Genomic DNA, 25648 nt, shown 5'->3' with positions numbered 1-25648 from the left:
AACTGATACATGAGAATTCGCTCAGCATACGCTGGGCGCGCCCCAAGCGCGCAAGCAGGCCGATCGTTGGGAAACTAGGCGCTGTGTGATACCGAGGTACTTGTGGCCACCTTGGTAGAGCGGTCCGACGGAGTTGATGTCCCGTCGCTGCGCGAACCTTGCCGACGTCGACAGGACCTACATCATCCCGTGCAATTTAATAGCCACTCAACGCCTCGTGTTTAATAGTAGGTGTCCTTAGCGGTGGGAGGCGAACTCACCTATGTCCGACAACATCAAGAACACCGCAATCACTGCAGCTGGATACATCTATCAGAACCGACAAGGCCTCCGGGTACTTTGTGACTGGCTGGATGCGCCCGCTCGATACACTAAGGTGAAATTTGAGTGCGACGATGAGGCCGTCGCACCGATGGGGCTGGATGACATTGTCGTCGAGCGTTCAGACCAGCGGGTCGAGCTGCACCAGATCAAATTCACGCCGTCCCCAGACAGGCACCCACTTTGTTGGGATTGGATCCTCTCGAAGACCGGCAAGACGGAACGATCCCGGTCGATGTTGCGCAAGTGGTTTGACGCGTTCAAGGCATTAGACCCGGCTCGTATCGGCAAGCTAACACTGACAACCAATCGCCTCCCGGATGCCGATATCGAGGCCTGCCTGGACGGCGACAATATCTGCTTCGCCAAGCTCCCAGACGCAAAGCGTTTTGAGGTCATCGCTGAACTGGGCAGTGAGCAAGACTGTGAAGCGTTTTTCAGTCAACTGCATATTCTTCACAGCGACAAGGGGTTTGAGACGCTGGAACGGGAGATCGATGCGCGGCTGCGAAAACACGGTACCCCCGAGGGAATTGCCATCCTTAAATCAGTAGCCTTGAACTGGGCGACACAGAAAGACTCTCCGCCGCCGGACGGTTGGATCGCCCTAGAACAGGTTCGAGCAATCCTACGATCGACGCCGCCCGCACCTCTACCTGAAGACTTCGCTGTCCCTCTAGGCTATGAGGCGCCAGATGAGACATTCCATCGGGAGTTCATCCGGGATACCGTAGCTACTGTCGGTGGCGTGATTGTGCTGACAGGGCCGCCCGGCCGCGGAAAAAGTACCTACCTAAGTGCATTGTGTGACGCACTCGCCGAAAGCGATGTTCCAACGGTACGCCACCATTACTTCCTCTCGACAACTGAGCGGGGGCTCGATCGAGTCAACAGCTACGCAGTCGAACAGTCAATCGAGGCACAAGTCAAGCGGCGTCATCCGGAGGTTTCGGCCCCATCGGGGAGTCTACGTATGCTCCTTGAAGCCTGTGCACTGCACTACAAGGCACAAGGCAAGCCGTTCGTACTCGTACTGGATGGATTGGACCACGTCTGGCGGATTAACGCAGCTGACAAACGGCCTCTAGAGGACGTGTTCTCCCAAGTGATTCCATGCCCAGACAACATGGTGCTGCTCGTCGGAACGCAGCCTGTCGACGACGCTCAGCTCCCAGCAGACTTACTTGCGATCGCCCCAAAGTCTGAATGGCGAACGCTGCCTGCAATGTCCGAAAATGCAGTGCTGTCGTACCTGCGCAAGGCAGTTCACGAGGGCAGGCTTAGCACTGGCCTTGCCGGTTGCGACGAGGCAGAAAGACGCCTGCAAGACGCTGCAACCGCTCTTCGCACGAAGACCAACGGCCATCCACTACACGTCATTTATGCCACGTCCGAGCTTGAGCATGCAGGCGGCACCCTTTCAGAATGGGATATTGGGCGGCTAAGAGGAGATTTGAGCAAAGACGCAAAGTTTTACTACGCATCGCTATGGGAGCGCCTTCCACCTAGCCTCAAGGACACACTACGGCTGGTCTGCGCGTTCTCGTTCTTCTGGCCAAGAACCGCATTCAATGAAATCGCGGCTAAAGTCAGAGACGCAGAGCCTGACGTCGCGAAAGTGGAGCATCTACTTCATTCTTCCGCGGCTGGACTGAAGGTTTTCCACGAAAGCCTTGCAGTTTTCGTGCGAGCAACCGCTGGCTATGCTGACCGTGTCAATGAGCTGACGCCCGCTGTAGCCTATTGGCTGGAGAGCTCTGCGCCAACCGCACTCCGTGTGAACTGGCTCTGGACAGTTCAAGCGCGACTAGGTGCTCCAGAAAACCTCATTACTGGACTCACCCGCGATTGGATCATGCTCCGGTTGGAGGAGGGGTATCCGGAGTCGCTCTTTGACTTGCTACTTTCCGATGCCCTGGTTGCCGCGCTGGACACCAAGGCGTTCGCCGATGCCTACCGACTCGCCCACCTTAGGGAACGAATGGTCGGCGGCAGCAAGTTCCAGATGCAAGACGGCGATATGGCTAGGCTCGTCTCGTTCACGTTGACGCTGACCTCCGATATGGGCGTCGTCAACGAGGCCGTGGCGTCACGGCACGAGGCGGATATCCTTCGGGTTGCTGCGATCGGAATGGCGTTGCATTCTCGCGGCGACACGGTCTTGGCTGAAACGTGCGGTGAAGAAGCGTTTCGCCGATTCAGAGGCCTTAGCCGCTTCTCCAGCAGGTACACGTCAAACACGGGAGCGGATGAATTCGAGTTTTTGGTGAGCACTTTTGCGCGACTCGGCGTCTTGGGCACAAACTCGACCGCACTTAACAAACTGATCTCCGGCAATGCGCCGGTCGTTTGGCTCCCCAGAGTGCGTATGCTCATTGAGGAAGGCAACCTGGACGACTTAATGGCCGCGGCAGCCTCACTCGCTCCCGGAGAGAAAAAGAATGTCATCAGTGACGCGTGCGTACGCGCGGCGGCAATCGCTGGCGTGAGAATCGTCGAGCGGGATGACTTCAGCGAGATTGCGCGAACGCCGCTTGTCGCCGCGGTGGAAGCGGCGTTGTCGAAAGATTCCAAACCGTTGACCGAGCCAATCCCCGTTGAATGGCTCAAAGGCAACTATTACGACCGCGCAGAAGATTTGGCGACTCTCGCCCATCACTGGTTCTTTAGTGGAGTCCATCTGAACCTGTGTATGGCAGCCGAAGGTCAGACTGAGTTCAACCTTGTCCGCGCTCCAACCTACGAGGACAGGGCAAACATCACCGACTTTCTCAATGCATTGTCATCGGCAGCAGTGCACGTTGCACATTGTTGGTGGCGCGGAGAATTCGTGGACTTCCACGAGCTGTTTGAGCTACTGCGGATAGTCGAGTTCAGGCGTTTCAGGGAAGGCTACGATGCGAGTTCCGCGGCGGACGACTTTAGACGCGCGTTGCATTGCATCGCCTGCGACATCTGGCGGGGAAGCGTCCTGCTGGGTCACTCAGGCACGGTTGTATTGAGCGAAGACACAATGGAGGCGGCCGGCCGGTGCACTTGGTTTGACGACGCGTCGTTTCGCGCGCAATACGCGTCTGGATTGCTGGCAAAGATGAGCGACGAAGCAGCCGCCACCTTTATCCACTCCCAGCGCAACCAACTTGACGCCGAGATTCGCCAGGAAACGAGCGTCCATCTTCAGACGCCACTCCAACTCTGTGCCATCGCGCTGGCCCATGAATTGCACACCAGTGCCCGCGAACTGTGTAAGCAAACTTGGGAACTGACGACCGGATACTCGCATCGCAAGGATCCTACGCTGAACAACACGGTAGACGCCATCGGCTACTTAGCGGAAGCTGCACCGGACGACGCGCGCCGCCTACTGAGCCTTATAGCACCGCAGATTCATCACATCCTTGACTACACCGACGGAAAGGGTACGTGGCATGTTCTTGCAGCGGCCGATCGGCTGCTCGCGAAATTGAAGCCCTCAGCGTTGGTCATCAAATTCGATGAGCACACTTCCGCTGGCGATTGGTCGAAAGCGGAAGACAGTCTGCACGCCTACGTCCGACAGGGGGTCAAGGACGCGTGGCCCCTAGATGCACTGATGCGAACCGGTTTGCATCTGGAGATTCAGGAGTTGCTTAGGCAACTTGCACAGGAGGGTAGCTCAAGTGCAGCGGATCGCCTTCGCGTTTTGCGAGAGCATTCTGGATGGGACGTGGGAGTGCTCCAGCGCTCGGGGTCCGCTGACGGCGATCGTGAGAAAGAAGGCAGTCCATTCACGGGCAACGTCTCGGATTTTGCACCCGAGCAACTTGATAAGCTGCTGGGAAGCCTGGCAGGCGGCTACGATGAGCAGACTAGGGTTCTCCGAGAATGGTACAAGTACTGGGATAAAGCCGGGCAGGGCAAGCAACTCCTAGCGGCACTCGACGGCCAGCTTGTGTCAGGTGATGCTTGGAGCAAGGGCGCCCTAGTGCTGTCTGACCTCGCATTTCAGACAAGGCGCAAACTAAGTGGCTTGAACGCGGCATGGAAGTATCTTGTTCAGGCACAGATTCGCCGAGGCGCTTGGATCGGTTTTATGGAGAGCGGCGAAAAGACCTGCGCCAGGCTCGATCTGGTCGCCCAGCACTATCCGAAACGTTGCGACGAATTCGTGACCGCAACGACCTATGGCATGTTTGACGATCGCGATCCTCCGCGCCTGGCTCCCACGGAGCTGATGGTCTACTTCTATTTGCGACAGAATCGAATCGCTGAGGCTGTGAAATTTGCGGAGGCGATGGTTGACTGCATTATTGAGGACACGCGCACCCTGCCGCTAGAGATGCCGCGTTGGGGCGCGGAAATAGTCGCGCACGAGGACAGCAGTTTGAGCAATGAGATTTGCATCCTCACGGCCAGGCTCGGTTGGCCGTCCACCTCGGCGAGATGGTGGACGATGCAAGAACTGGCGACTCGACTAGGGAAGCAGGAGGTGAAAGCCGAAACTGAGTCGGCACTGCTCAAGCGGATGGCCAAGTGCAAACTAGAGGCCGAAGCGGTTGAGATCCTGTGCATCTTCTGGATGGCTGCGCAGACCGATGGCTACACGCCCACATCCGATCTTGCCAGATGTGTTTTGAAGCCATCGGTCCTTTCTCAGACGCTACTGGGAAGTCTTGATCTTTGGGACGACGATGCCCATGAAGTGATGGAGGAGGTGCCCGACGAATTCGCTATTCCCGAAGATTTTGATGGGGTACAGGGCTCAGACCTCCCACGGATTTTCCGGACATCAATGAACGAGCTCGAGCACGGCACCGGACTTCCGTTTGCCCGCCAAATGGCCTTCGAGTGGGCTGCGAATCACTCGGCTTACCCAGATGCACCGTACCAAGGAAACCCCGCACACTTTTTGCGCCCCTTTGGCGACGGATTTTCTGGGCAGCTGTCGTCGCGAACTGCCCTTCGATCCATCTCTGCCTACCTCCGCACACTGGCGGTCGCGGAGACGTTCTGGGGCATGCCGCGCGATCTATCTGACACCAAAGCGCTCCTGGCGCTGCCCGTCCACCCGACGTTAGCGTCGCTCCGCTCTATGCGTCCGACTTGGTTTCCGGAGAGCACGGATTTCGACGGGGATGCCGCAACCTTCGAAGCATCTTTGAGAAACCTACTTGGCCGCGTACAAACGGCGCGACCGGGCGACGAGTTGATAGCTTTCGCCTCGCCAATTGTGATGTCGATGGAGCGGTGCATGGAAGTCTCGATCGTTCGGTGGGCGCAAGCAGACGGCAGCAAGGTCGCCGACGCGGACCTAGCAACACATTTGGCAGCGGGCACGGCAATGCTCGCCAGCAGATTCCTCGAGCCACTGAGCACTGCAACCGCCTTGGTTTTGCCCGATCTCGACCAACTAATGGATACGGAATGCAAAGCTTGGCCGCTCGCTGCCCCGCTCGGATTTAATCGCTTAGGATATCTCCAACACGACCTATATCCGAAACGGATCCTTCTCCCAACGCTCCCTGGCGCTAAATTTGCCGAAGTCATTCCGAAGGGTGGGCAATTGGAGGTTGAGTTGAATGAACAGGTTGTCGCAGACCTTTGTTATTGGAATGCCGGCTGGGGACCAGCGCGGCCGGTACAGTTGAGCGGCAACTGTGGGACCGCTCTTGTTTCTCGAGGAACGCGCTACCGTAACCGGCCCGTCGATACGAGTATGGCATTGCGTTCGTTCTATGTATGGCAGGTTAGAACGCTACATAGGACCGGGACATTTGAAGCGTTTAGCCAAACGGTCCGCACAGGCGTCACGTTTATCTAGCCAACCCCGAATATTCGGAAGCGGGCGAGTGACGTGTGTGAATGATTTTTCCAACATCAATGCAACCCATCAATTGCTTATCCGTGAAAGGGCGATGGATTTGAAATGTGCGCGAGCGATATCAATGCATCAACGGCTCATATGATGCGATAGTGCACGGAGATCAAGTAAGCGTGATGTTCAACCTCAGCGAAAATAATGTGCAGAGTCAAGTTCTCGGCCTCCGCAGCCGCAGCTGTCGCGAGCGCTATAGCTGCCGTGATTTCAGCGGTGTTTGCCTTTCAAGCCCTTCACATCTCGAAGGGACTTGCCCGACCCTATGCCATCGTTACCCCCCATCTGGATAACGAAGGCAAGCACATGGGGGCCTACCTCTCAAACGAAGGCACAGGGCCAGCGATCCTCAAGGAAGCCATATTGAATGTGGACGGTAAAGAGTATCGAGGGCTTGGCGATACTGTATGGCCAAAAGTGCTCGAGGATCTGCGCTACGTCAATGTGAACTGCTTCCGATCTGCTTGGCCGGCTGCTGACTCGGTCATCCGGGCAGGTAATGAGACGCCACTGATTACGGTGCGGGAAGACACCAATAATCTGTGTTTCATGTCTATCGTGGATTTTCTTACGAACCACGATGTAAGATTAACGCTCCGATACGAGTCACTGTACGGCGACTCCTTCGAAAGTAAACAGTCTCTGAAAATCTCGGACGAGAGATTGTTCGACGCGGCACGTGTAAGTCGAGCGATCGCGATCAGACATTGAAGTGCTTAACGGCGTTAATCTCAGCTGTCGGAGCCTGCCTAAGCGTTGGAATTCTCTCTGCGGCCCAGGAGGGATCTGTTTCCGATCAATACCGCCGACTCAGACCCGCCTTACTAACGCGGTCAGGCTAATTGACAATCGCGGAAACTGACCTGCCCCCGGAGAAGAGTCGCGGCGCTCATGGACGTACACTAAAACACTCAGCGCTCCCACATGGGTTTGATCACGGTGTTGGTGATCATTCCGTGCAAGGCCACCGCAGCCTCGTGGATCTTGGCGGTGACCTCTTTGATGTCGGCAATACGCACAATTTCAACGTTAGTTTTGAAGGTGCCCCGGGCCGACATGTACGCAAGGAGAACAACGCCGTTTTCGTCTAGCGAAAGCGCATTGTGTGCGTACTTGTTGCGCCCCGCCTGCGCCGCCCTGACTTTCCTAATAACGCTCTCGTAGTCCTTGAGGTGCGGCACCTGATCCACAAGTTGTCCGCACAACGAACTTACGATGTCTATCCGCTGCTGGAAGTTGCTGTGCGCCACCATCGCCAACGCGCGAATGTCGGTTGGCGATTCATAGCCGCCCAGTTTCGAGATCGCGACGGCAGTCGTCGATTCGAGAGAGCCCCACAGGCTCACCATACGGCCTAGTTCGAGCAGGTATTCATCGGGCACTGGCCAGTTAGGGTTGAACTCGCCGCGTTTGGAGATCTTCTGGGTAGTCATGACTGGATTGGATCTTCGCTTTGATGGTTTTGAGAAATCGGACAAGGCCACCGACGTGGTTGACGAGCGGTGCGGCCTCATCGTGATGATGGGTTGACTCGCACCCATAGGCAAATCGGTCGCAGGCGAACCAAGAGTCGGAGTCCAGATGAACGTCACTTATCGCACACAGCAGACGATCTGCAGGAGTCATCTGTCGCACGTCGATTGCTTCAGTCACGCATTGATCTGAGCCATCGTGAGGAGTGGCTTGTGCATGACAAAAACGCGCAGGTACAAAATTACGCTAAATCTAGAGTTGGCGGACACAAAGTAGGGCACTCGCAGTCATCCAGCATAATCAATAAAATCAATAACTTACCAATTGAAGAGCGGCATCGACACCCTAATTTTCGTCCATCAATGTGGACACAATTTAAGTGCACTTCTGTGACGCGACAGAAAATAGGTGCAAAACGGTTGCGGACTCTGCCGTGGACAGAATATGGGTTCAATTCTGCGAACCGAGTCATGTAATCCGTGTGCTGTGCACCGATTCTGACGCGGTCTCCTTGACTCAAAATTTTCGTGACTAGTTTGGAGCGGATTTTCCGAGGACCGTTGGAATCACGGGCGCGTGCCTTGCGTTTTTGGTGCCCACACCAGATACTCCCTCGTAATACAACGCAAGGGGAGTTCAATACAGGATGGCAAAAGCGCCCGTCATAGAGGACCATCAGATTCGTCACGCGAGGAAGGTCGCTGCCATCACCGGCCAATCCAAAGAGCGCGACGTTGCGCTACTGCTTATCGCTTACGGCACAGGCTTGGCACCCAACGAAATCGCCAAGCTGACCGTGGCCGACTACCTCCAGGTGAACGGCGAGATCAAGGCCGATTCGGTGGTCAGAGCCGAGATCGCCTTTAATGGCAAGGCGAGGCCGCTGTTCTTCACAAGTGCGAAGGTTTGCGAGGCCATCGACTCGTATCTCTCACTCCGTGCAGCGACACGCCAAGGCGTGACGAATCAGCGCGCCGCGTATCGCGGGCTCGACCCTCAAAGCCCTCTGTTTCTTGCCGCAGACGGTGCGCCGTTTTCCTTTACCAAGCGTGTCAGCCCCAATGGAGTTGCTAGCTATTCGTGTGAATCGCTGACGGAGATTTACAGGCGCCTGCATCACCAGGCAGGCATCCCAAACGGCAACGCAAGCGCGGCACGCCGCACCTTCGCCGTGCGGCTGCATCGGCAGGGCCGGAGCCTCAAGCTGATACAGGAGCTGATTGGAGTTTCGAGCCTGACGGCCGTTAAAAAGATGGTCGAGAGCGATCCGGTGCGCCTGGCCACAATCGTAAGTGGAGTGATTTGATGGAAGTTAAACAAGCAGGCGCTCAATCTCAGCAGGAGTTCCTTCGAGACGCAATGGGCAAGCTGGGGATGACGCGAGCTGCGTTCGCAAAGCGTATCAGCGTGCCGGACAAAACGCTCGATAAGTGGCTCGCACCTGCCAATACGAGCGACTACCGAGCCATGCCGGACGTGGTTTGGGCATACGTCCGAGAGATCTTGCTTTGGAGTGCAAAAACACCTTGATATACCCCAATGGGGGTATATGGTGAATGCATAGAGCAAGTCCTCAATGCCGGACAAAAGGATCATCGTCATGGAAATCGGAAACCGTTTCAGTGTTGTGGGCGTGAACGATGAACGTGATTTTTGTGAGTGCTGCGGAAAGAAGGGTTTGAAGCGAGTGGTATGGGTCCACGACGCAGAAACAGACGAAGTTAAGCACTTCGGCACGACTTGCGTTCTTTCCCCCTCGAAGGCCTTTGGGGTTGAAACGGAACTCAGAGAGGCGCTCGATCGCTTTAAGGTGCGTGAGCGCGCCATCTTTCACGCCGCGTATGTGGAGTACAAGAAGCGAGGCGGTAGCTACGTGGTGCACCCGACGAAGTCGGGCACCTGGACACCGTCAAATCAGCAACTGTACGCGTGCGCACTCGCGGATGTTCGAACTCGTACAGCGTCATAAACGAACAACGGAAGAACGAAGATGACGATTCCCGAGATCGAGGAGGTTCGGCGAAAGCAAGTCGAACTCGCTGCGCAAATCGAGGCATTGGACGCCCGCAGCAGGCTTGGCTTGGTCTACTTTGTAGCTGCTGAATCTGCACTCGAAGCAGCCAAGGGGAGCTGGCCGCTCGGAAGCACGGTTGACGCGTGTATCCGGCAGTTCCTCCAATTACCCGACGCGATCAGGCTTCGACACCTGACGAAATAGACCACCCGTCGCCGGACGGCATCTGCCCAGCGGCGTCGACTGCGATTCAATTAATCGAAGGAAAAATGATGATTCTTGAAACCTTTGAGCATAAAGGCGCAACTGTCCAGATCCGCCTTTACGACGATGGCGAACGCTTCATAATTCGGGCGACCGATGCCACAGGGAAGCCGCTTAACGGCTACGTTTACTCCATCACCAAGATTGATCAAATTGAAGCGGGCATGGCGGCCAATTTGGACCCTCTGAAGGAACTTGCAAATACCGCACGTTCTGACGTGGAGTCCGATGTATGGCAGCAGTATCTCGACGCAGTAAGTGCTCTCAAAAAATGATCGGAATAAATGGAAGCGGTGAAAAATAGAAAATACGAGGCAGTCCTCGAAGACCTTGAGTGGCTTCTGAAGGATTGGTGGCATGGGAGTCCTGATCAGTTGTCTGCGGGGGATCTGCGCCGCGGCAGCACGACGCTGCATCTACTGCTGGTTCAAGGTTCTTTGGGCAAGGCATGGCGTGAATACGGTTTCCAAAAAGAACCCAAAATCATCGCGCCGGACATTGAAGCGATTGCGACTTCTAGGGAACTGCGTCTTGACTTGGCACCAAGCTGTATCGCAGGCGGAGGCCGGCAACGCGAGATGCTGCTCTCTTTCATGGGAGCGTTCCGGATCGATAATCCTTCTACGGGAATTAAGGCAGATGCCGAAGAGGGCTTTGCAGTCGAGACGTCCAGCATATTGGCCCTTTCACCGAGCACCGACTTATCGCTACTACCTCCCATCGATGGACTGGGCCGACGCGAGGTATCAATGTCGCAATACGTCGGTGCCGTAGGCGCCGTACGGAGGGGGACGAAGTTTTCTCGGAAGCAGGTTCTGGAGTACTTTCGCAACTTTGCCGGAGGAGCACATTACGAATCTTCGGACCCGTCCCCGAATCGAGTGCCTAGTTTCGACCAGGCGCGTCTGGCCGAGCTTGACAAGCACGTTCAGGCGGACATTCGCGGCGGACTGAGCTTCGAGCTGCTCTCAATCGGCCAAGCGGTCGCAACAGCACCGGACGTATCGCGATTGATTGAAGCAATGAAAGCCCGGTAGCCGCTCGCGAGCTTCGCGCGATGGCGCATTAACACGACGGAAAACTAGAAAATCGGAGAGCCAGCAATGAGCGGCACGGACATTTTGAACGAGCAGGAAGCGGAGCAGGTAGCTGCAAGCTTTGCAGCTGAGCACAGTGTTGATCGCGAGAAAGCGCAGACGTACGCGAGGAAGTGGTTCGGCATGGGCAATGACTACCCGGAGAGAAAAGAAGACGCATTGGTGAGAGCACTCCGGCGCCATTTTGGGCTGCTGTAGAAGTGAGGGGAAAATCGGGGTTACGGAATGATTGTATGCAGAAGAACACGGGAACTGAAGGATGACGGCGCGTGGGAGCTTGAGTACCGCGAGCGGAAACAGAAGCCGGTGATCGTCATCTTGGATCCAAGGCGCGTATTCGAAGCGATCGAACAGGACTTCAAGCCGAACCCAGAAAGACTTTGCGACGTCTTACAGATTCCCGATACTCTCGATTTTTCGTTGCCGTGGGTCCAAGACGGCGATCCTATTTTCTTCCAGCAAGGACGCCACCGGACGGCCGCACTTGCCAAGCTGGGATTCCACGCGTACCCAGTCGTGACCCGGGATGAAGATGCCCAAGCGCTAATCCGAAAGTTTGGTGCACCGATTGCGGAAGCGCGAAAACACTTTGATTGGGCGAAACTGACGGAGTATCCCACCATCGACCGGGTGGTTACCGAAGCACAGGCACGGGCGAGCGGATTCACGCGCGAAATTATCGCTACCTCATTGGGCAGCGACTTACACCTGCTGATCCAGCCCCATGTCGAGCTTGACCGTGAGTTTGAGGCGTTCGACCGCAATGCCCATGAGGTGATTTGTGTGAATGGATGGCTCGGCACCTTTGAAGACATCTAACCGAACAGGAAAGGGAAAAGGAAGCCATGAGCACCTTTCACGAAGAAGCCGCGATGACGCGCGGCGCTGCGAATCCAAACTGGACGGTTGAGTTTAAGGACAACTGGACCGGCGAGACGTTCGCGGTCGATGTTCTCGCGTTTGACCGGCAGCAGGCAATAAGCAAGGCATCCGACCGGATCAACGTCGCGGACTTCTCGAAGCCTGCACCGTCGCTCACGTTTGTCAGCGTAAAGCAGCACTAAGACCAACGGAAAAGGGCAAATGTCGCTGATCGAAGACATTCAAGCGAGTGCAATTTCGGAGGCCGGTGACGTCTCTGCATTGCTTAGAAAATGTAAGTTGCTGGCTGCTCGCCTAGACAATCGAGAATTCGCCTCTTGGGTAGATCGTGAACTCAGCGGATACCCGGAAGGCGCAGCTCTCCCCTCGTATCGAGTTGTCGGCGTGCGCTCTTACGGGCATTTTGTAGGGCCTTTTGGGATGAAAGCCAATGGACTTCAAATCCCCGTCTCAGTGTTGCCGGAACAGCTGAAAGAGTCTTACCGCACTGCCCGTCTTGACCAGGCGATCAGCACCTATCAGAACCTTTTAGGAGGTGACTCTGGAGGCTCAGCGAGGATTGCCTGGCCAACAGAGCTGGCTATTCATTGTGCGTCCAAATTGACACCCAACATGCAGTGCGTTGAGGCATGGATTGAGATCCCTCTGGGAGCGATTCATCGACTCGTGAGTGAGGTTAAGACGGCCATACTGGGATTCGCGATTGACATTCAACGGGAGGCCCCAAACGCAGGAGATTCTCCCGTTGGCGGGCCAAAGCTGATATCGGAGGAACGTGTGACGCAGATCTTCAATACGAATATAGCCGGAAATGTCGGCAATGTCGCAAACGCCAACACTACCGTCGAGCAATCTGCCACGGTTGTCGGGCAGGCGGGTGACTGGACGAGTTTGAAGACATATTTGGAATCTCTTGGCATTAGCAATACTGAAACAATAGCCCTGAAGGAGGACTTGGACGCACATGTGGGACAAGATCCAGCAACCCTCAAAACTAAGTTGGGTACTTGGGTTGGAGGCCTCGTTGGCAAGGTGATGTCAAGCGGCGCCGGTGTTGCCGTGGACGCGGCGGCAAGTGGAATTGCAAAGGCCATCGCGAGCTACCTCGGTATCCCCCTCTCATAGGAAAAAAGGCCGATGACCGATTTCGATAAGTCAATCCCGTCGTCGCGGCGTATCTTCCGCCGTCGCCTCAGTGCAGCGAGAATCGCTGAGGTTGGCTTTGGATGGCTAGCCAAAGGCACGATGATCGTCGCGGCGGTTGTCGTCGTCGTCCTATCTGGCGGAACGGGATTGGCGGACTTACCATCGACACGTCGGCAGTGGTTGGCGGTCGCAGCCATCATTCTTTTGGTGTTTGCCGGCGTCGTTGCATACCACTACACCTTCGCAGTACCGTCTCCAAAACAGTAGGAAAAAGCGCGATGAAGGACGTCAAACCGCTCAGGGACGGCAAGTACACGGCCAGGTGCAAGCAGGCGACGATGCTGGCCGCTGTAGCGGCCGGTCACTCGCATGTCTTCCCGATGGCCGATCTGATCGTTGCGAACGGATGGGCGCGGTTCTACAAGGGAGGCAAAGAGGTTTGGTCTTGCAACCCGACGTATGCCGCTGTGCATTTCGAAGTTCATCAAGCATAGGAAAAAGCGATGTCGTTAAAGGAACGTCTGAGTGACCTATCCGGGGCAGTCGCAAGCGCTATGGTTTATGCGCACGACGAGTATCCGGAATGGAGGTCCTACGAGGCCCATCGAGAGGATCTCTATGACCTATGGGCCGAAATTCGCCCAAAGCTCAAGCGTGACCTAGAAAGGGCAGAGTATGTTGACCGCATGCTGCGCGAGATGATTGGTGCGTTTGATGCAGGTGAAAAGGAGCGTGGTCGCAAACTAGCCTGCGACCTCTATAACTTCGACATCGAGAAGCTGAGGTAGGAAAAATCAGAGAATGACTCAGCACCTCGTAATGGTCCCGGTCGATTTGCATCAGGAGCTCGAAGCGGCAGCGTTGCGCTACGCCGCGATGAGCCCGTCCGACTTCGAGGGCGACAAGCTGCGTGTCTGCGTGAGCACACTCCGCAACCTGGGCATGATCGGGACTGACACTTGGGCGCGGGTTCCCGCCGGCGGTGCAGTCCTCGTTATCCGGCAAGACGACGGGGAACAGCGAGCACGAGTTCTCCTGCCGTGGCAACCGTCTAACGACTAGGAAACACGATGGCATCGAAGAACCAGCGTTCTATCCGCGTCGTCGGTGAGCGGATAGTTGATCGCCCGACGAGCGAGGTCGCGGAAAGGATAGAGGAACTTGCGCAGGAGCTGCGCCGAGCGACTGATCCTCTGCATGTGCGGCAATTGGCTCACAGCATCATGACCCTCGCAGCGGACATCGCTGTGACCGCCACGAACTAACAGGAAAAAGGGGGTAAGACGATGCCGGAATGGAAACAAAAAGTGAAGTTGATTCCTGGTGAATCATTGAAGCTTGAGCGGTCCTACATGAAGGGACCGTTACAGGAAACGGATGTCGAGCTGTATGAAATTGTCAATGAGAGAAACGAGGTGACGGGGAAGGTGGAAGTCACCGATCACACGGCGATCAAGGGCTTTAGGCGAACCATCAGCGTTCTCCAGACCGACGCTGCTGGGAACACCGTCATCCGCGAGTCCTGGAATCCATGACGCCAAGGGAAACTGCTGATGAGCTTCTTCGAACTGAGTACTGCGGGTGCGATGCTGGCGAAGGCGAAACGGGAACTCGAAAGACTTGAGGCGGAGGAATCGATTGACCACGTTTATAACCTCTTCACCACGGCTTACCACGTAACCGATTACCTCAAGCCGGTATTGTCCGATGCAGACCATCGAGCGGTGCTGAATGACGCTGTGATTAAGCACTGTGCCGACGTGTGCAACAAGGCGAAGCACATGACACTTACGCGTGGCAGACCGGATCCGTCGACCTACGAAATATCGGGGGCAATTGGAGGCTCGGCACTCAACAGTGTTGCGCTGAACGCTTCGGGAGGACGGTGGGTGCGCTGGGACGACGGCACAGAATTGGACGTCGTCGAACTTGCGAAATCAGTGATCGCACGACTTGAGCAGATTTTCGCGCAGCATGCTATCGCGACGAACGCCTAGGAAAAAGACACGCACAATGACTATCCACGCTTGCAAAAATCTGCTCGTCCGTGCGGCAATGGTCGGCCTTATGTCGTTCGCCACAAGTTCTTCCTACGGTCGGAGTCCCACGGCTATAGACAGAGCGTTTTGCGATCGCTACGCCGCGATTATGCAGCAAGCTCTGGTGGTGGAGCGTCGGGGCGATCCGGCCGAGATTTCTAGCTTTCGACAGTCTGTGATTCGTGACCCGCAGGCGTACTTGATTACACCTGGCTTAGGCGACACAGCTCACACGCCGCCGTGGATTACTGACGTGACGGACGAGTCTCGTATGCATTGTCTCGATGGGGTAAAGCGAGATATGTGGGCAAACCTGCCGGGTGATCCAGATGCCCCGAGGTTGTTAAATACTCCCGAAAATCACGTCGGATCCATCACTCGGCTACCGCCGAAGCAGCCGAACCAATGACCTTCGCAACGCCGGAAAACGAATATGACCTCAGTGGAGAATGCCTCGCAGCGGGACGATGACGAGCGCACTACTGCAACCGGATTGGCGCGCTATGCCCACGAGTACATCGAAGCGGCGCGACTCGTTGACACCCACCTTGGCCAGAAGCCCGGATTCGAATTTGTCTCGCCAACACCTGCGTACTTCCTTGCGGCGCATGGCATCGAGCTCACGCTCAAAGCGTATCTTCGATATTCCGGCATAGGTGTTCGGGACCTTTCCAGGCGGTTTGGACATGATTTGCATGCGTGCTACCGGAAGGCAAAGGAACTCCGCCTTCTAGACCACTTCACGGAGGACGAACGCGATACGTTGGCTCTAACCATGCTTGTCGAGCTCAATCGCGACCACGGTCTGAGGTACATCAAGACTGGGGCCAAACAATTTCCGTCGTGGGCAATTGTCGAACCATTTGCAGTGAGGTTGCATCAAGCTATCGCCCCAATCGTCGGGTATCACTCGTTCACGGTACGCTTCGGCGACTATCAATGAATGAATCGCAACGTCACGGAAAAATCGATTGATATGAAGAGAAGCATGACATGAGTTACGACGAGGCTGACGCGCGGCGCGATGCGATGTACGACGCAATGTACGACGAGATGTATGACGCGATCTCGAATGAGATTCGGGAAGATGCGATAGGCGAATTTTCTTCAGACCGATTGAGATCGTATTACGTCCAGAATCCCCGTCTCATGCGGCCAGCGTGGTACCGCTTCCAGCAAGGGATGCAGCTGGTCTCCAACCAGCACTATGAGGCCGCGACGATCTTCTTTGCGAGTTCGATGGAGTTGTTCTTTCGGTTTACCTTACTTCGGCCGGTTGTGTATGGTTTGATCCACCATGAGCGTCTCGCGGACGCCGTAAGCAAGAGCGTGCTTGACGGCAATACGGGCTTCACGAAGTACACGACGCTGTTGGGACACATCTATGCTCAACTGCTCGGCGTTGAATTGAAGAAGCTGGCAGTCGGTAACACCGACGCAAACTTGATAAAGAAGTGTAATGAGCTACAAGACAGGCGAAATGTCTTGGTTCACCACGGAGAGACGAGTGGGCGGACGGAAGCACTCTACGCACAAGCCGTGGCTAGGGCGGTTTTGAATCAAGTAGTGAAGCCAATGTTGGTGGCTCTTGGTCTCGGCCTTAGTGGCGATGGAGACATCGGACCGTTTACGACGAAGTCGGCCGAATGAGCGGGAAGAACACGCGCTATTTAGGCAGTAGGAACAACGGAAAAACGCGATGTGTGAAAAGATGATGATTACGGACAAGTGCGGCCGTCAGATAGAGCTTAGGTGGAACGAGGACGCTCTTAAATGCACCGCGTGGCATGACAGTGCACTTTTAGGTATGTTTGAATTCATCCCTCTCGATGAGGGCCTTACCCAACCTGCCTCATTGCTGGTGACGTACTGTCACCTAGAGGATGTGCCCAGCTTCAAGAGGTGTGGGATTGGGCGAAAAATAATCGAGTTCGTGATCGAGTGTGGTCACGACGTCACGATGCGGCAGCATGACGGCATCGTCCGACAGGACACGTCTCATCTCACAGGTGACGCGCCCGGATTTGCAGACGCTTTGGAGAGAGACGGGGTGATTCGACGGCTCCCAGCGTCTTGTGGGCTCGATTGCGATGAATAGGAAAACACTTTCTTTGTTCACAGGAAGCCACGATGTCCAAGAAGCAGGCGCGGTCGCCCGAATCGTACGAAAACGAGGAAATGGCACTCGCGCTAGTGCCGGCGGTGCTGTCCGCGTGCGGGTTCACGTCCGTGATCATTCGCAAGCGTGGCCAAGTTAAGCTGGTTGACGCAATCACGGCCACAGGCGGGGCAGTATGTTTTTGGCTAAAGCAAGGCTGGACCGGCGAGCAGAAATACTCTGCTGTCCAATTCGGCCTTTTCGTCGGCGAGGACGACGAGGACATCCCCGATGAGCGTTTCTTGCAATATGTGGATACACGCGTTGCCCGTGTGAAAGTTCGGGGCGCCACGCACGCGCTCTTCATCCATATGGCCGGCGAGTTGATACGGAACTGGGTCGCACTCAAGATCGATGACGTGTCTGTTGCATATCATCAGCAGATGGCGGGATGGCCGCAGCGAGCCCGCAATACGAAGTCTGCCACGCTATGGTTTGAGGACGAACGCACCGTCGAGGGGGCCGACTGCGTGCAAGCGGTAAGTGAAGTAGAGATCAGTCTTTCTGCACTCGCTGCTCCATTCAGTGCTGCAGGCGAAGAGCCTGTGGAGAAGGATGCCGATGCTGGTCCTGCGTCAAAGAAGATGACGACCGAAATAGAGCGACGCATGCGGCAAGCCGCGTTTAGGCAACGACTCGGAAGCTACTTCGGCTGGCGCTGCGCGGTGTCGGGGATTACGGTTAGGGCCGCACTTGAAGCAGCGCACTTACCCGGAAGGAACTGGCGGTTCGACAGCCGGATTTCTGACGGAATCCTACTGCGCGCCGATTTGCATCGAATGCTTGACGCTGGCATCGCTCGAATCGAGGGCGATCGGTTTATGCTCGACGCGGCAGCGCGGATCGGTGACTACGCTAGGTTGCATGGCGTGCCATTACAACTGAAAGCGACCGCCAACAAATAGACCGGAAAAGGACCAGTACTATGAACGCCTACATACGAGAACTCCGTCGTAAGGAGCTTCTCGCTCACTTCAACGAGCGATTCGCGGATGACCTGAAGAATGCGCGCGAGCGCTGCTCTTATGTTCATGTATCGGAGGATATGAAAGAGGGGGCACGCGGCAAGCTGACTGCGACTGTGACACTCACTTGGGCCGTTGGCGAGGAGGTGCGCCACAGCAGAGCACTCTACGAGTATCGGCTCCAGTCCGCATCGGTGCCGCGGGAAGGGTGGTATTGCTACCACGACTGGCGCGACTGACTAGTAGACAGGATAGGCGAGAATGATACAAATCAGCGAGCGAGACTTCAAACGGCTTCTGGACGCGAGAAACGCTTTAGCCGAGGTACTTGACACTCTGATCAACGCACCAGACGTTGGAACCCCTGATTTGGCCCTGCGCTCCGAAGTGCTTAAACACGCCAGTGCTGTCCTTGCCGAGTACGGGACTCACCAAGCCTTCGTGCTCGAGCAAACCTAGCGGAAAACATGCCGACTACAACAGGTTTTTTTGTCGATTGGAACGGCGACACCCGCCGTGTGGAATCGCCGGGTGAAGGGCTTACATGTAACGTGGTTACGCGATCTGGGTACACCGGTGTTGACGTCATCGATGCCGGAGGCTTCGTTTGCCACGAAGCAACTCACTTCGCCACGCTGACTGACGTGGAAGCTGCTGGCGTGTCGGTCAACCTCTTATAGATCGGGAAAACGAAAACAATGGCTCATCCATTCCAGCGTGACAATATCCGCGATTTTGTGGTCCCCGTCATATCAGCTATACCTGACGGAGACGGATTCCGCATGGATGCATTCCTAGGGACGGCGTTCAACGTCGGCTCCGGCGGAGCATTGCTAACCGCTCGGCACGTCATTGAAGGTCGCGACAAAGAAACCATCATGGTCCTTTATGTGGATGCAAACAACGAATGGAGCGGCCAAATTGTCAGAGAGCGAGAACTTTGCCCTACTGCGGACGTAGCGGTGATGAAAATCGAAGGTCGATGGATGAGCATTTTTGAGTGCGACGGATCTTGGCAAGGCGCGTCGATGCACTACGATTGCTGGGGGTACCCTGACGATGCACGATTCGACCCCGGAGCGCATCAGAGGCCGGATCTTGTCTACACCACTGGATATGTTCGACGACACTATTCGTACGCCATCCCTACAGTGAAAGGCAGTCAATTCTTCGAGATTAGCGAAGTAGCTGGCTCTGGTTGTTCAGGTGCCCCGATCGTTCATAAAACAAAACGTATGTCGCGTGGCCCCGTTAGCAAATGGGCACTTGTAGGGATCTATTCCGTTGAGCGGTGCACTGAAGTCCACGTTGGCGGTGTCCTTATCACGCGCGAGATCCCATACGGTGTTCGAGAGGAGGCCTTCCGTGACTGGGCACCCCAAATTTTGGGCCGCACGATCATGGAAGAATCTCGCACTTAGAAAATCGGAAAATTAGAAAATCTTGGAGGGGATCAAGTATGACGGGCGGAATTGCGAATACAGTCTATGCGAACCAACAGACCATGCCAGCTGGTATCAGAAGAACTCGCAAGGTGTCACACGCTATCGACGCTGTCGTGAACGTTATATCTGGCGAATGGCTGCTTAGTTGGGCTGGGTTGTCCAACGGAGGTAGCGTCATCATTCTTCGAGCCCTGTTCGTTGCCGCGTGGGTATTGTTCCTGATAATCCCTTTGAGCTGTGGTTTGAAGGACATGTTGGATCAAACGAGAGGCTGGTCGTTTGATTGGCCTCATTTGGTTGAGTTCGTAACCAACCGCATGACGCTCGTGGCTGTCGTTTTTGGTTCAGTGTATACCGCCCTATACGCAAGATTTTCCGCTCAGTGGCGATATTTAGCGGACGTTTACAATAAGATCAAAGAGGCTGAAGTTAAGTACTCATCACAGGAAGAGGCCGCTGGGAAGATCGCCGAGTGGAAGGCTGGATTTGCTGAAGATGCAGAAGAGTTGCATCTCGCGACGAAGAAGATTTTCGCGCAAGTTATCAAGACGTGGTTGGCCGATGAGCTGGTAGCGATAGCCTTCAAGAAGCACACGACTGGCGGCTCCCCGCGTTACGAAAATCTGCTGAACAAAGTTAGTTGGGCAGTGCATCCCGATGCCGATAACCGACGTCCCGCAACGTTCAACTGATAGCACGCCACCAACCATCGGGAAACACGATGCAAGCGTTGGCCTTGCAGATAAATCAGAGCCGTAATCTGAGCAGAGCACCGCTGCATCTCTTCATCGCAGCACCGAACGCATTCACGTTTTTATTGGGACAACGACAACCAAGTCTTGGCAAGACGACCCTGTACGAATTCGATTTCGAAGGTGCACATGGTGGCGGTTACAAGACATCCCTTTCGCTTCCCGTCTGAGGCCTAGATACTACTTATAGAAGCGAGTCGCCCGCCCCTAAGTGCGTTAGTGGCAAACACGCCGGAGCCTTAATATTTGAGCGCGGTTTTGAAGATGTCGGGCAAGGTAAATTAATTGGTATTTTCTTGCAGACTAAGGCGGCCGATGAGGAGCACCGCAGATGGATTCACCCCCTAGAAGACCACGCAGTCCGTGGAAGACTCGCTACTTTATTGATACCGAATTCACCGATTTCAGTCTTGAAAGCCGTCAGCTAATCAGCATTGCCATTGTGGGTGAAGACGGGCGCGAGTTTTATGGCGAATGCATGGACTTTGACAGATCCCTTTGTACGAACTTTGTGAACGAAATCGTGCTCCCTCAACTCGGGCGCATCCCTGGTCGATCAATGCCTTCCGCAAGGTTGCGCGAGGAACTTATTGCGTGGCTGCAAGAGACGCCGCTACGGCCGCAGCCCGTGCTCAGTTATGATTCCGATTGCGACTACCAGTTATTGGTTGGCCTGCTCGGAAAATCCTTGCCGCGCGGATGGCGGCACCAGAACGTGTTTCTCAAAATTGATCCTGAACGTTTCACTCAGTACATTTTTGCACATGGCGGCGAGCACCACGCACTTCAGGATGCCCGGGCGAATGCTTTTGCCTTCACCTAGTTTCCAAACAGGAACTGCGCGCAAGGCGTAATCTCGTCGGCCGAAGGGAAAGAGGGCGGCATACGACGCCGCCCAAAACTCCTGATCTTCACGTCAGCCTACGGTTTGCGCCACTTGTCTGGGCCACCTTTGCTCGTGTGGCGTACGCGTTCGACAAGCGGTGGCGTCCCCTGATTTAACTCTGTAGCACGCTCAATCGCTTCGCGCTGCGTCGGCAAAACGTCGCTGGCGCGCTGCGAGTTTGGACGGCGCACAGCATAGTCCCCCTCGGGACGACGCTCGACGAAGATTTTTTTTGTCATACTCAGCTCCATGTCAATCGATCAAGCTGGAGGAGGAAATCCCCCTCCAGGCGGTTCTACGCTGTTTTCACACCGTTACTTCGGTTGCGCATTACGCAGCACAATGCGAAACGGTTGGCCATTAGCGCGTCTGATAACGCGTCCTTTGACCGTGATGGTCATCCGATAGATGACCTGTTCTTCGCTGTTGCTAGTCGCCATATGTGGCTCCCAAATCAGCGATCTCAGCATGGAACTTGATGTTGACAGTGCTGCCTAATAGACATACCATCGCTGCTCTCACACAGTTTTTACATCAAGACGCGCCACTCATGAGATCGTTGAGTGGTATGTTTTCGAATATCGTTTTGCTTCGAGGCCTTCAGCGCACTAACGCTCAGGGCCTTTTTTATTCGCCGTCGAAATCCAGCGTCAGTTGCCTGATGGACGGGAATCCCATTTTCGAAAGCAGGTAGTCCGCGAAAGCGTCCGCCTGCCATTCCGCATCCTCCCCTTGGGAAGGTGCCGCACTTTTCTCGTTGTGCAGCACCGCCTTGTGCCCAAGCATCAAATGCCCGATCTCATGACAAATAGTGCTGATCGCCGCCTCGTCGCCGCGGCATGCCTTGATGTACGTGCTCTCGGGAAGAAGGATCGTAAATGTCCCCGGCTCGCAAATTGCATCCGTGAACAGCAACCACTCGCTGTCCGCGATCGGATCGACGCAAATTGAACGCAGCGCTAACGACTCGATGAACTCAGCGAAGCGAAGCCGTGTCTTGCCGCTGACATGGAACAGTCGGCAGAACGTCTTCGCACTGTCAACGATCTCGACCGCAGATCGGTGTACCACTCGGTTACCTCGCATCACATAAGGTCGTTTCTCAGCGCCCTGCGTCATTATTCTTTTTTCCGCTTGTTGATCTTATCGAGCAACTGGGCAATCTGCTTCAGCTCCTCGGCCGTAAAACTCGACTTCGCAAAGCCCGCCACCAGCATTTGCTGCTGAAGGGGAAGGCCGTCCACCGGAACTGCCTCATTCGACACCACGGCAAGCTCGTCCAAATCGGCGATCGGGTGTCCTTTCTGCTCGAAAAACAATCCAATTTTCTCGACCCACTGCGCGTTCACCTTCTTGCGCCCCGTCTCCATAGCGCTAAGAAAGGACGCCGTAGTCCCCAGATCTGCCGCCATCGACAGCAGCGTCTGCCCAATATCGACCCGCGCCTTCCGCACAGCCTTGCCAAATGCGGTGAGTGCCATTTTTTCCCCCGATGCCAAAATAATCTTGCTTCAGTCTAGCAAAGATCAAAGCAATACAGCAATCGATTTCGAGAAAAAATAAACCAAATGGGTTGAATATTTTTGCCACATCCGTAGGTGTTCGATGACCAATTGTGCCTGAGTCGGTAGTACTATGCACAGGTTATCCACAGATGGCATCGAATATGGTGCCAAATATGGCACCTCTACATGACTCCTAATCAACAACTGGAATTCTTGCAGGCCGCGAGCAACGAAGAGATTGCGAAATTTCTAGCGATGCGAGTGCGCGGCGAGCGGAGCCGAAGCGGGCGGTCTCAAGCGGCCTTCGCAGAAAAGGCCGGCATTTCCCTGAGAACCTACAAGCGCTTCGAACTGAGCGGAACGGGAAGCATCGACACGCTGGTCCGGATAATGATGGCACTTGACCATGCGCGTGGTTTCTTCACGCTGTTCCCGCATCCTAAACCCGCATCCGCCCCCAGCTTGATCGAACGCCTCAAGATGAACGGCACTAACCTGGCGACAGAAATCCGAGAGTAGGTGGCGTCGAAAATGCGGGAAGCCCGCACCTTGTCATCGACAGCGCAACAGGGCGGTTCGTCATCAGACCGCACTTTCAGGGGAACACTAGCGCCCCGAAGCTGAAATTGCATTGATGATTAGTGCCATAAGCATCAGTGCCGATTTTGCTCAATATATCTGACACCAACGCAAGGTCCAAACGCTATCCTTTTGCAAATCAATGCCCTAGCGGCGTTCTGCGCGGCCCCCTTGGTTAGCCGGGTAGGGCGTCCACGTGCGACGATCCATTGAATCCAGCACGAGTTGGGGGGAAGCATCCTCGCAAGACAGGTAACCCGCGCAAGACCATGCAGCACGTCAAACCCCGCTCATCCGACGTGACGGACGTCGCCTTCATCAGCACCGAGGGGCGCCCCGGCCCATCCCCGGCCGCCCGAGAGCACCTCGGCCTCGAGCACTTCGCGTTGTTCCGGGGCTATCTGGAAAGATTGCCGCTCGAGCGTCTGGCCGACCAGTACCTGGAGACCGGCCTCGATCTGCGCCGGGCCCGAACGACGCTGCGTTGGATACGTGAGCAATTGGTCACCGCCGCACGCCGCGAACGGGACTACACGGGAGCATGGGTGCTCGGCATCGCACCAGAAGTGCTCATCGGCTCGTCTTTGATGTCCGGTGACGCGGCATCCGCGAGCAGCATACCCACGTTGGAAGCCTTTGCCGAAGCCTACGATCCGTATGAGTGCTTTACTCAAAAGGAGCTGCTTGCGCTCTTTCAAGAAGCGCACCCAGAGGCGCGCTCCGATCGGCGGCAAGTGCGCAACGATCGGATTCGGGCTCGACAGTTGCGGGCCTTGGCCCGGCTGCAGCAGTTGCTGGCCGTCAAGCCGCAAGTGCATCATCACGTGCGCGGCTGGTTCCATCAGGCCATTGCCGGTCGGCTTGAGACCGTTGGCATCCTCACGTTGCTGGATCTGATTGCCTTTATCCGTACTCACGGACCGAGTTGGCATGCCCGCGTACACCGATTGGGACCGGTCGCAGCCACTCGCCTGCAGCGATGGTTAGACGCGCATGAGGGCTCGCTAGGACAGGGCGTACCTGCTCATGCCTTGGTGCCGCGCCGCGCTGCGGGGCTTGACGTGCAGCGTTTGTTACGACCGCAACTGGGCGGTATCGCGCCACTTGAGTTCCTGAGCGTCCCGATGGGGTTGGACGGACAAGATGGCCACAATCGCTTGATAGGCAGCACTTGTCGGCTCATGGTCGCACACGATCTCGGCGCCGTGCAGGCCTGGCTCGCCACGCTGCACCCGATCGGCGGCAATACATGGCGCTCTTATCGCAGTCACGCCGAACGCTTTTTGAACTGGGCTTGGTTCGAGCGGGGCAAAGCACTGTCCGATGTGGACGTGCAGGATGGCGCGGCCTACCGGGAGTTTCTCGCCTCGCCCGCGCCACACTGGATTGCATCACGACACCTGCCTCGCTATAGCGCCACTTGGCGCCCCTTCGCGCGGGCACTCGCGCCGGCGAGCATCCGCCTGTCGATGACGGTGTTGCAGCGCCTCTTCAACTGGCTTATGGCGGTGCAGTATCTGCGCTACAACCCCTGGCTGCTCATCGCCAAACCGAAACCGGGACACCCGCATCGTGGCGCTAATCGCGGCCGCAGTCTCTCGCAGGGCGATTGGGGTTTGCTCAAAGACTACCTAGATCGCCTGAACCCCGTCGACCCGATAGCGCAACGCCGTCAATTCGTGCTGCGCTTTGCCTACGCCACGGGCCTGCGGTTGTCTGAACTTGCCAGTGCAAGAGTAGGGGACTTGTCATGCGAGAACCTCGACGGGCTAGGTATGCGATGGCGTCTGGTTGTCACGGGCAAGGGCGAGCATACGCGGGTGGTCGAGTTGGCCACGACTCTGGTGCAGATGCTGCAACGCTATCTTGCGCAGCGTGGTATGGGGGACGTGGTAGACCACATCGATCCGGATGTCCCGCTCATCGGCCGCTTGGGCGTGGATGCGCAGCGCCATCCGCATCAGCCCCTGTCGCCCAATGGACTCGCCCATATGCTTCGCCAAACGCTCGCTGAGGCGGCAAGCGTTTATGAAACGGACAATCCCGGGGCAGCCCACCAAATCCGCCAGGCCACCCCCCACTGGTTGCGGCACACCTTTGGCACACACGCCGTAGCGCGGGGTGCTGCGCTCGACGTGGTGAAAGATCAAATGGGGCACGCGAGCCTGGCCACCACTTCACAATACTTACACCCCGAGAGGCGCAAGCGGGCCGAGGACATGGACAAGGCGTTTGGCGAACACCTGTAGCCCACATTCGCGGCTTGCT

Annotated in this window: 31 protein-coding genes; 27 read left to right on the top strand and 4 right to left on the bottom strand. The window is 55.9% G+C overall.

Annotation, left to right across the window (positions count from 1 at the left end; genetic code table 11):
• The first annotated feature begins 262 nt into the window (after nucleotides 1-262).
• Nucleotides 263-6121 carry an ATP-binding protein gene (locus ACIPHM_RS01075; protein ID WP_400323521.1) on the top strand — a complete coding sequence of 1953 codons (5859 nt, stop codon included), beginning with the start codon at nucleotides 263-265 and terminating at the stop codon, nucleotides 6119-6121.
• 258 nt (nucleotides 6122-6379) lie between these two features.
• Nucleotides 6380-6886, top strand: coding sequence for a hypothetical protein (locus ACIPHM_RS01070; protein WP_400323519.1), 507 nt, complete (start codon nucleotides 6380-6382; stop codon nucleotides 6884-6886).
• A gap of 200 nt (nucleotides 6887-7086) precedes the next feature.
• Here the strand turns inward: ACIPHM_RS01070 and ACIPHM_RS01065 are convergent, their stop codons facing one another.
• A complete protein-coding gene (locus ACIPHM_RS01065) occupies nucleotides 7087-7608 on the bottom strand; it encodes a hypothetical protein (RefSeq protein ID WP_400323516.1) in 522 nt (173 codons plus the stop codon).
• A gap of 686 nt (nucleotides 7609-8294) precedes the next feature.
• Here ACIPHM_RS01065 and ACIPHM_RS01060 point away from each other — a divergent pair.
• From ACIPHM_RS01060 to ACIPHM_RS00950, 23 genes are all read left to right on the top strand, one after another.
• Complete coding sequence (locus tag ACIPHM_RS01060; RefSeq protein WP_400323513.1) at nucleotides 8295-8954, top strand: tyrosine-type recombinase/integrase; 660 nt, start codon at nucleotides 8295-8297, stop codon at nucleotides 8952-8954.
• A complete protein-coding gene (locus ACIPHM_RS01055; RefSeq protein ID WP_400323510.1) occupies nucleotides 8954-9178 on the top strand; it encodes a transcriptional regulator in 225 nt (74 codons plus the stop codon). The genes ACIPHM_RS01060 and ACIPHM_RS01055 overlap by 1 nt, the downstream gene beginning before the upstream one ends.
• 70 nt (nucleotides 9179-9248) lie before the next feature.
• A complete protein-coding gene (locus ACIPHM_RS01050; RefSeq protein ID WP_400323507.1) occupies nucleotides 9249-9617 on the top strand; it encodes a hypothetical protein in 369 nt (122 codons plus the stop codon).
• A gap of 188 nt (nucleotides 9618-9805) precedes the next feature.
• Nucleotides 9806-10201: a hypothetical protein gene (locus ACIPHM_RS01045; protein ID WP_400323504.1), complete on the top strand. Its 396-nt coding sequence runs from the start codon at nucleotides 9806-9808 to the stop codon at nucleotides 10199-10201.
• Nucleotides 10202-10210: 9 nt separating this feature from the next.
• The gene (locus tag ACIPHM_RS01040; RefSeq protein ID WP_400323502.1) at nucleotides 10211-10963 is read left to right on the top strand and encodes a hypothetical protein; all 753 of its coding nucleotides are present in this window, start codon (nucleotides 10211-10213) and stop codon (nucleotides 10961-10963) included.
• 66 nt (nucleotides 10964-11029) lie between these two features.
• Complete coding sequence (locus ACIPHM_RS01035; protein ID WP_400323499.1) at nucleotides 11030-11221, top strand: hypothetical protein; 192 nt, start codon at nucleotides 11030-11032, stop codon at nucleotides 11219-11221.
• 27 nt (nucleotides 11222-11248) lie between these two features.
• Nucleotides 11249-11842: a hypothetical protein gene (locus ACIPHM_RS01030; protein ID WP_400323496.1), complete on the top strand. Its 594-nt coding sequence runs from the start codon at nucleotides 11249-11251 to the stop codon at nucleotides 11840-11842.
• A gap of 26 nt (nucleotides 11843-11868) precedes the next feature.
• Nucleotides 11869-12087: a hypothetical protein gene (locus tag ACIPHM_RS01025; protein ID WP_400323493.1), complete on the top strand. Its 219-nt coding sequence runs from the start codon at nucleotides 11869-11871 to the stop codon at nucleotides 12085-12087.
• 19 nt (nucleotides 12088-12106) lie between these two features.
• Nucleotides 12107-13030, top strand: coding sequence for a hypothetical protein (locus ACIPHM_RS01020; RefSeq protein ID WP_400323490.1), 924 nt, complete (start codon nucleotides 12107-12109; stop codon nucleotides 13028-13030).
• A 12-nt stretch (nucleotides 13031-13042) separates the two neighbouring features.
• The gene (locus tag ACIPHM_RS01015) at nucleotides 13043-13318 is read left to right on the top strand and encodes a hypothetical protein (RefSeq protein WP_400323488.1); all 276 of its coding nucleotides are present in this window, start codon (nucleotides 13043-13045) and stop codon (nucleotides 13316-13318) included.
• Nucleotides 13319-13329: 11 nt separating this feature from the next.
• On the top strand, nucleotides 13330-13545 hold the full coding sequence (locus ACIPHM_RS01010; RefSeq protein WP_400323485.1) for a hypothetical protein: 216 nt from the start codon (nucleotides 13330-13332) through the stop codon (nucleotides 13543-13545).
• Nucleotides 13546-13554: 9 nt separating this feature from the next.
• Entirely contained in the window at nucleotides 13555-13839 is a 285-nt protein-coding gene (locus tag ACIPHM_RS01005; RefSeq protein WP_400323483.1) for a hypothetical protein, read from the top strand.
• Between the two features lie 282 nt (nucleotides 13840-14121).
• Nucleotides 14122-14316, top strand: coding sequence for a hypothetical protein (locus tag ACIPHM_RS01000; protein ID WP_400323480.1), 195 nt, complete (start codon nucleotides 14122-14124; stop codon nucleotides 14314-14316).
• Between the two features lie 21 nt (nucleotides 14317-14337).
• A complete protein-coding gene (locus ACIPHM_RS00995) occupies nucleotides 14338-14586 on the top strand; it encodes a hypothetical protein (RefSeq protein ID WP_400323477.1) in 249 nt (82 codons plus the stop codon).
• An 18-nt stretch (nucleotides 14587-14604) separates the two neighbouring features.
• Nucleotides 14605-15048: a hypothetical protein gene (locus tag ACIPHM_RS00990; protein WP_289665584.1), complete on the top strand. Its 444-nt coding sequence runs from the start codon at nucleotides 14605-14607 to the stop codon at nucleotides 15046-15048.
• 475 nt (nucleotides 15049-15523) lie between these two features.
• Complete coding sequence (locus ACIPHM_RS00985) at nucleotides 15524-16033, top strand: hypothetical protein (protein WP_400323475.1); 510 nt, start codon at nucleotides 15524-15526, stop codon at nucleotides 16031-16033.
• A 50-nt stretch (nucleotides 16034-16083) separates the two neighbouring features.
• The gene (locus tag ACIPHM_RS00980; RefSeq protein WP_400323472.1) at nucleotides 16084-16740 is read left to right on the top strand and encodes a hypothetical protein; all 657 of its coding nucleotides are present in this window, start codon (nucleotides 16084-16086) and stop codon (nucleotides 16738-16740) included.
• A gap of 480 nt (nucleotides 16741-17220) precedes the next feature.
• Nucleotides 17221-18153, top strand: a complete 933-nt coding sequence (locus ACIPHM_RS00975) for an HNH endonuclease (RefSeq protein WP_400323469.1) — start codon at nucleotides 17221-17223, stop codon at nucleotides 18151-18153.
• A gap of 20 nt (nucleotides 18154-18173) precedes the next feature.
• Nucleotides 18174-18452, top strand: a complete 279-nt coding sequence (locus ACIPHM_RS00970) for a hypothetical protein (RefSeq protein WP_400323465.1) — start codon at nucleotides 18174-18176, stop codon at nucleotides 18450-18452.
• A 543-nt stretch (nucleotides 18453-18995) separates the two neighbouring features.
• Nucleotides 18996-19634: a serine protease gene (locus ACIPHM_RS00965; protein ID WP_400323462.1), complete on the top strand. Its 639-nt coding sequence runs from the start codon at nucleotides 18996-18998 to the stop codon at nucleotides 19632-19634.
• A gap of 38 nt (nucleotides 19635-19672) precedes the next feature.
• On the top strand, nucleotides 19673-20350 hold the full coding sequence (locus ACIPHM_RS00960) for a hypothetical protein (RefSeq protein WP_400323459.1): 678 nt from the start codon (nucleotides 19673-19675) through the stop codon (nucleotides 20348-20350).
• Nucleotides 20351-20379: 29 nt separating this feature from the next.
• A complete protein-coding gene (locus tag ACIPHM_RS00955; RefSeq protein WP_400323456.1) occupies nucleotides 20380-20580 on the top strand; it encodes an SAVED domain-containing protein in 201 nt (66 codons plus the stop codon).
• A 161-nt stretch (nucleotides 20581-20741) separates the two neighbouring features.
• A complete protein-coding gene (locus ACIPHM_RS00950; RefSeq protein WP_400323453.1) occupies nucleotides 20742-21233 on the top strand; it encodes a hypothetical protein in 492 nt (163 codons plus the stop codon).
• 98 nt (nucleotides 21234-21331) lie between these two features.
• On the opposite strand, the gene ACIPHM_RS00945 is transcribed toward ACIPHM_RS00950, so the two are convergent.
• From ACIPHM_RS00945 to ACIPHM_RS00935, 3 genes are all read right to left on the bottom strand, one after another.
• Nucleotides 21332-21535, bottom strand: a complete 204-nt coding sequence (locus ACIPHM_RS00945) for a DUF2188 domain-containing protein (RefSeq protein WP_400323450.1) — start codon at nucleotides 21533-21535, stop codon at nucleotides 21332-21334.
• A gap of 388 nt (nucleotides 21536-21923) precedes the next feature.
• Nucleotides 21924-22415 (bottom strand): ImmA/IrrE family metallo-endopeptidase, encoded by a 492-nt coding sequence (locus ACIPHM_RS00940; protein WP_400323447.1) that lies wholly within the window; start codon nucleotides 22413-22415, stop codon nucleotides 21924-21926.
• Nucleotides 22415-22777: a helix-turn-helix transcriptional regulator gene (locus tag ACIPHM_RS00935; RefSeq protein WP_400323445.1), complete on the bottom strand. Its 363-nt coding sequence runs from the start codon at nucleotides 22775-22777 to the stop codon at nucleotides 22415-22417. Before ACIPHM_RS00935 ends, ACIPHM_RS00940 begins: the two co-directional genes overlap by 1 nt.
• 210 nt (nucleotides 22778-22987) lie before the next feature.
• Between ACIPHM_RS00935 and ACIPHM_RS00930 the strand changes: the two genes are divergently transcribed.
• Complete coding sequence (locus ACIPHM_RS00930) at nucleotides 22988-23320, top strand: helix-turn-helix domain-containing protein (RefSeq protein ID WP_400323442.1); 333 nt, start codon at nucleotides 22988-22990, stop codon at nucleotides 23318-23320.
• A 329-nt stretch (nucleotides 23321-23649) separates the two neighbouring features.
• Nucleotides 23650-25629, top strand: a complete 1980-nt coding sequence (locus ACIPHM_RS00925) for a tyrosine-type recombinase/integrase (RefSeq protein ID WP_400323439.1) — start codon at nucleotides 23650-23652, stop codon at nucleotides 25627-25629.
• Nucleotides 25630-25648: the final 19 nt, after the last annotated feature.

Origin of the sequence: Pandoraea sp. NPDC087047 (assembly GCF_044745225.1) — a bacterium.
Lineage (GTDB): Bacteria > Pseudomonadota > Gammaproteobacteria > Burkholderiales > Burkholderiaceae > Pandoraea.
The sequence above is the reverse complement of the archived record's forward strand: the minus strand, read 5'-3'. Positions and strand labels throughout refer to the sequence as shown.

Bases quoted from the DNA above. Each gene is read 5' to 3' on its own strand.
- ACIPHM_RS01075 (WP_400323521.1), top strand. From the start codon at position 263: ATGTCCGACAACATCAAGAACACCGCAATCACTGCAGCTGGATACATC.
- ACIPHM_RS01065 (WP_400323516.1), bottom strand. From the start codon at position 7,608: ATGACTACCCAGAAGATCTCCAAACGCGGCGAGTTCAACCCTAACTGG.
- ACIPHM_RS01060 (WP_400323513.1), top strand. From the start codon at position 8,295: ATGGCAAAAGCGCCCGTCATAGAGGACCATCAGATTCGTCACGCGAGG.
- ACIPHM_RS01055 (WP_400323510.1), top strand. From the start codon at position 8,954: ATGGAAGTTAAACAAGCAGGCGCTCAATCTCAGCAGGAGTTCCTTCGA.
- ACIPHM_RS01050 (WP_400323507.1), top strand. From the start codon at position 9,249: ATGGAAATCGGAAACCGTTTCAGTGTTGTGGGCGTGAACGATGAACGT.
- ACIPHM_RS01040 (WP_400323502.1), top strand. From the start codon at position 10,211: ATGGAAGCGGTGAAAAATAGAAAATACGAGGCAGTCCTCGAAGACCTT.
- ACIPHM_RS01035 (WP_400323499.1), top strand. From the start codon at position 11,030: ATGAGCGGCACGGACATTTTGAACGAGCAGGAAGCGGAGCAGGTAGCT.
- ACIPHM_RS01030 (WP_400323496.1), top strand. From the start codon at position 11,249: ATGATTGTATGCAGAAGAACACGGGAACTGAAGGATGACGGCGCGTGG.
- ACIPHM_RS01025 (WP_400323493.1), top strand. From the start codon at position 11,869: ATGAGCACCTTTCACGAAGAAGCCGCGATGACGCGCGGCGCTGCGAAT.
- ACIPHM_RS01020 (WP_400323490.1), top strand. From the start codon at position 12,107: ATGTCGCTGATCGAAGACATTCAAGCGAGTGCAATTTCGGAGGCCGGT.
- ACIPHM_RS01015 (WP_400323488.1), top strand. From the start codon at position 13,043: ATGACCGATTTCGATAAGTCAATCCCGTCGTCGCGGCGTATCTTCCGC.
- ACIPHM_RS01010 (WP_400323485.1), top strand. From the start codon at position 13,330: ATGAAGGACGTCAAACCGCTCAGGGACGGCAAGTACACGGCCAGGTGC.
- ACIPHM_RS01005 (WP_400323483.1), top strand. From the start codon at position 13,555: ATGTCGTTAAAGGAACGTCTGAGTGACCTATCCGGGGCAGTCGCAAGC.
- ACIPHM_RS01000 (WP_400323480.1), top strand. From the start codon at position 14,122: ATGGCATCGAAGAACCAGCGTTCTATCCGCGTCGTCGGTGAGCGGATA.
- ACIPHM_RS00995 (WP_400323477.1), top strand. From the start codon at position 14,338: ATGCCGGAATGGAAACAAAAAGTGAAGTTGATTCCTGGTGAATCATTG.
- ACIPHM_RS00990 (WP_289665584.1), top strand. From the start codon at position 14,605: ATGAGCTTCTTCGAACTGAGTACTGCGGGTGCGATGCTGGCGAAGGCG.
- ACIPHM_RS00985 (WP_400323475.1), top strand. From the start codon at position 15,524: ATGACCTCAGTGGAGAATGCCTCGCAGCGGGACGATGACGAGCGCACT.
- ACIPHM_RS00980 (WP_400323472.1), top strand. From the start codon at position 16,084: ATGAGTTACGACGAGGCTGACGCGCGGCGCGATGCGATGTACGACGCA.
- ACIPHM_RS00975 (WP_400323469.1), top strand. From the start codon at position 17,221: ATGTCCAAGAAGCAGGCGCGGTCGCCCGAATCGTACGAAAACGAGGAA.
- ACIPHM_RS00970 (WP_400323465.1), top strand. From the start codon at position 18,174: ATGAACGCCTACATACGAGAACTCCGTCGTAAGGAGCTTCTCGCTCAC.
- ACIPHM_RS00965 (WP_400323462.1), top strand. From the start codon at position 18,996: ATGGATGCATTCCTAGGGACGGCGTTCAACGTCGGCTCCGGCGGAGCA.
- ACIPHM_RS00960 (WP_400323459.1), top strand. From the start codon at position 19,673: ATGACGGGCGGAATTGCGAATACAGTCTATGCGAACCAACAGACCATG.
- ACIPHM_RS00955 (WP_400323456.1), top strand. From the start codon at position 20,380: ATGCAAGCGTTGGCCTTGCAGATAAATCAGAGCCGTAATCTGAGCAGA.
- ACIPHM_RS00950 (WP_400323453.1), top strand. From the start codon at position 20,742: ATGGATTCACCCCCTAGAAGACCACGCAGTCCGTGGAAGACTCGCTAC.
- ACIPHM_RS00945 (WP_400323450.1), bottom strand. From the start codon at position 21,535: ATGACAAAAAAAATCTTCGTCGAGCGTCGTCCCGAGGGGGACTATGCT.
- ACIPHM_RS00940 (WP_400323447.1), bottom strand. From the start codon at position 22,415: ATGACGCAGGGCGCTGAGAAACGACCTTATGTGATGCGAGGTAACCGA.
- ACIPHM_RS00935 (WP_400323445.1), bottom strand. From the start codon at position 22,777: ATGGCACTCACCGCATTTGGCAAGGCTGTGCGGAAGGCGCGGGTCGAT.
- ACIPHM_RS00930 (WP_400323442.1), top strand. From the start codon at position 22,988: ATGACTCCTAATCAACAACTGGAATTCTTGCAGGCCGCGAGCAACGAA.
- ACIPHM_RS00925 (WP_400323439.1), top strand. From the start codon at position 23,650: ATGCAGCACGTCAAACCCCGCTCATCCGACGTGACGGACGTCGCCTTC.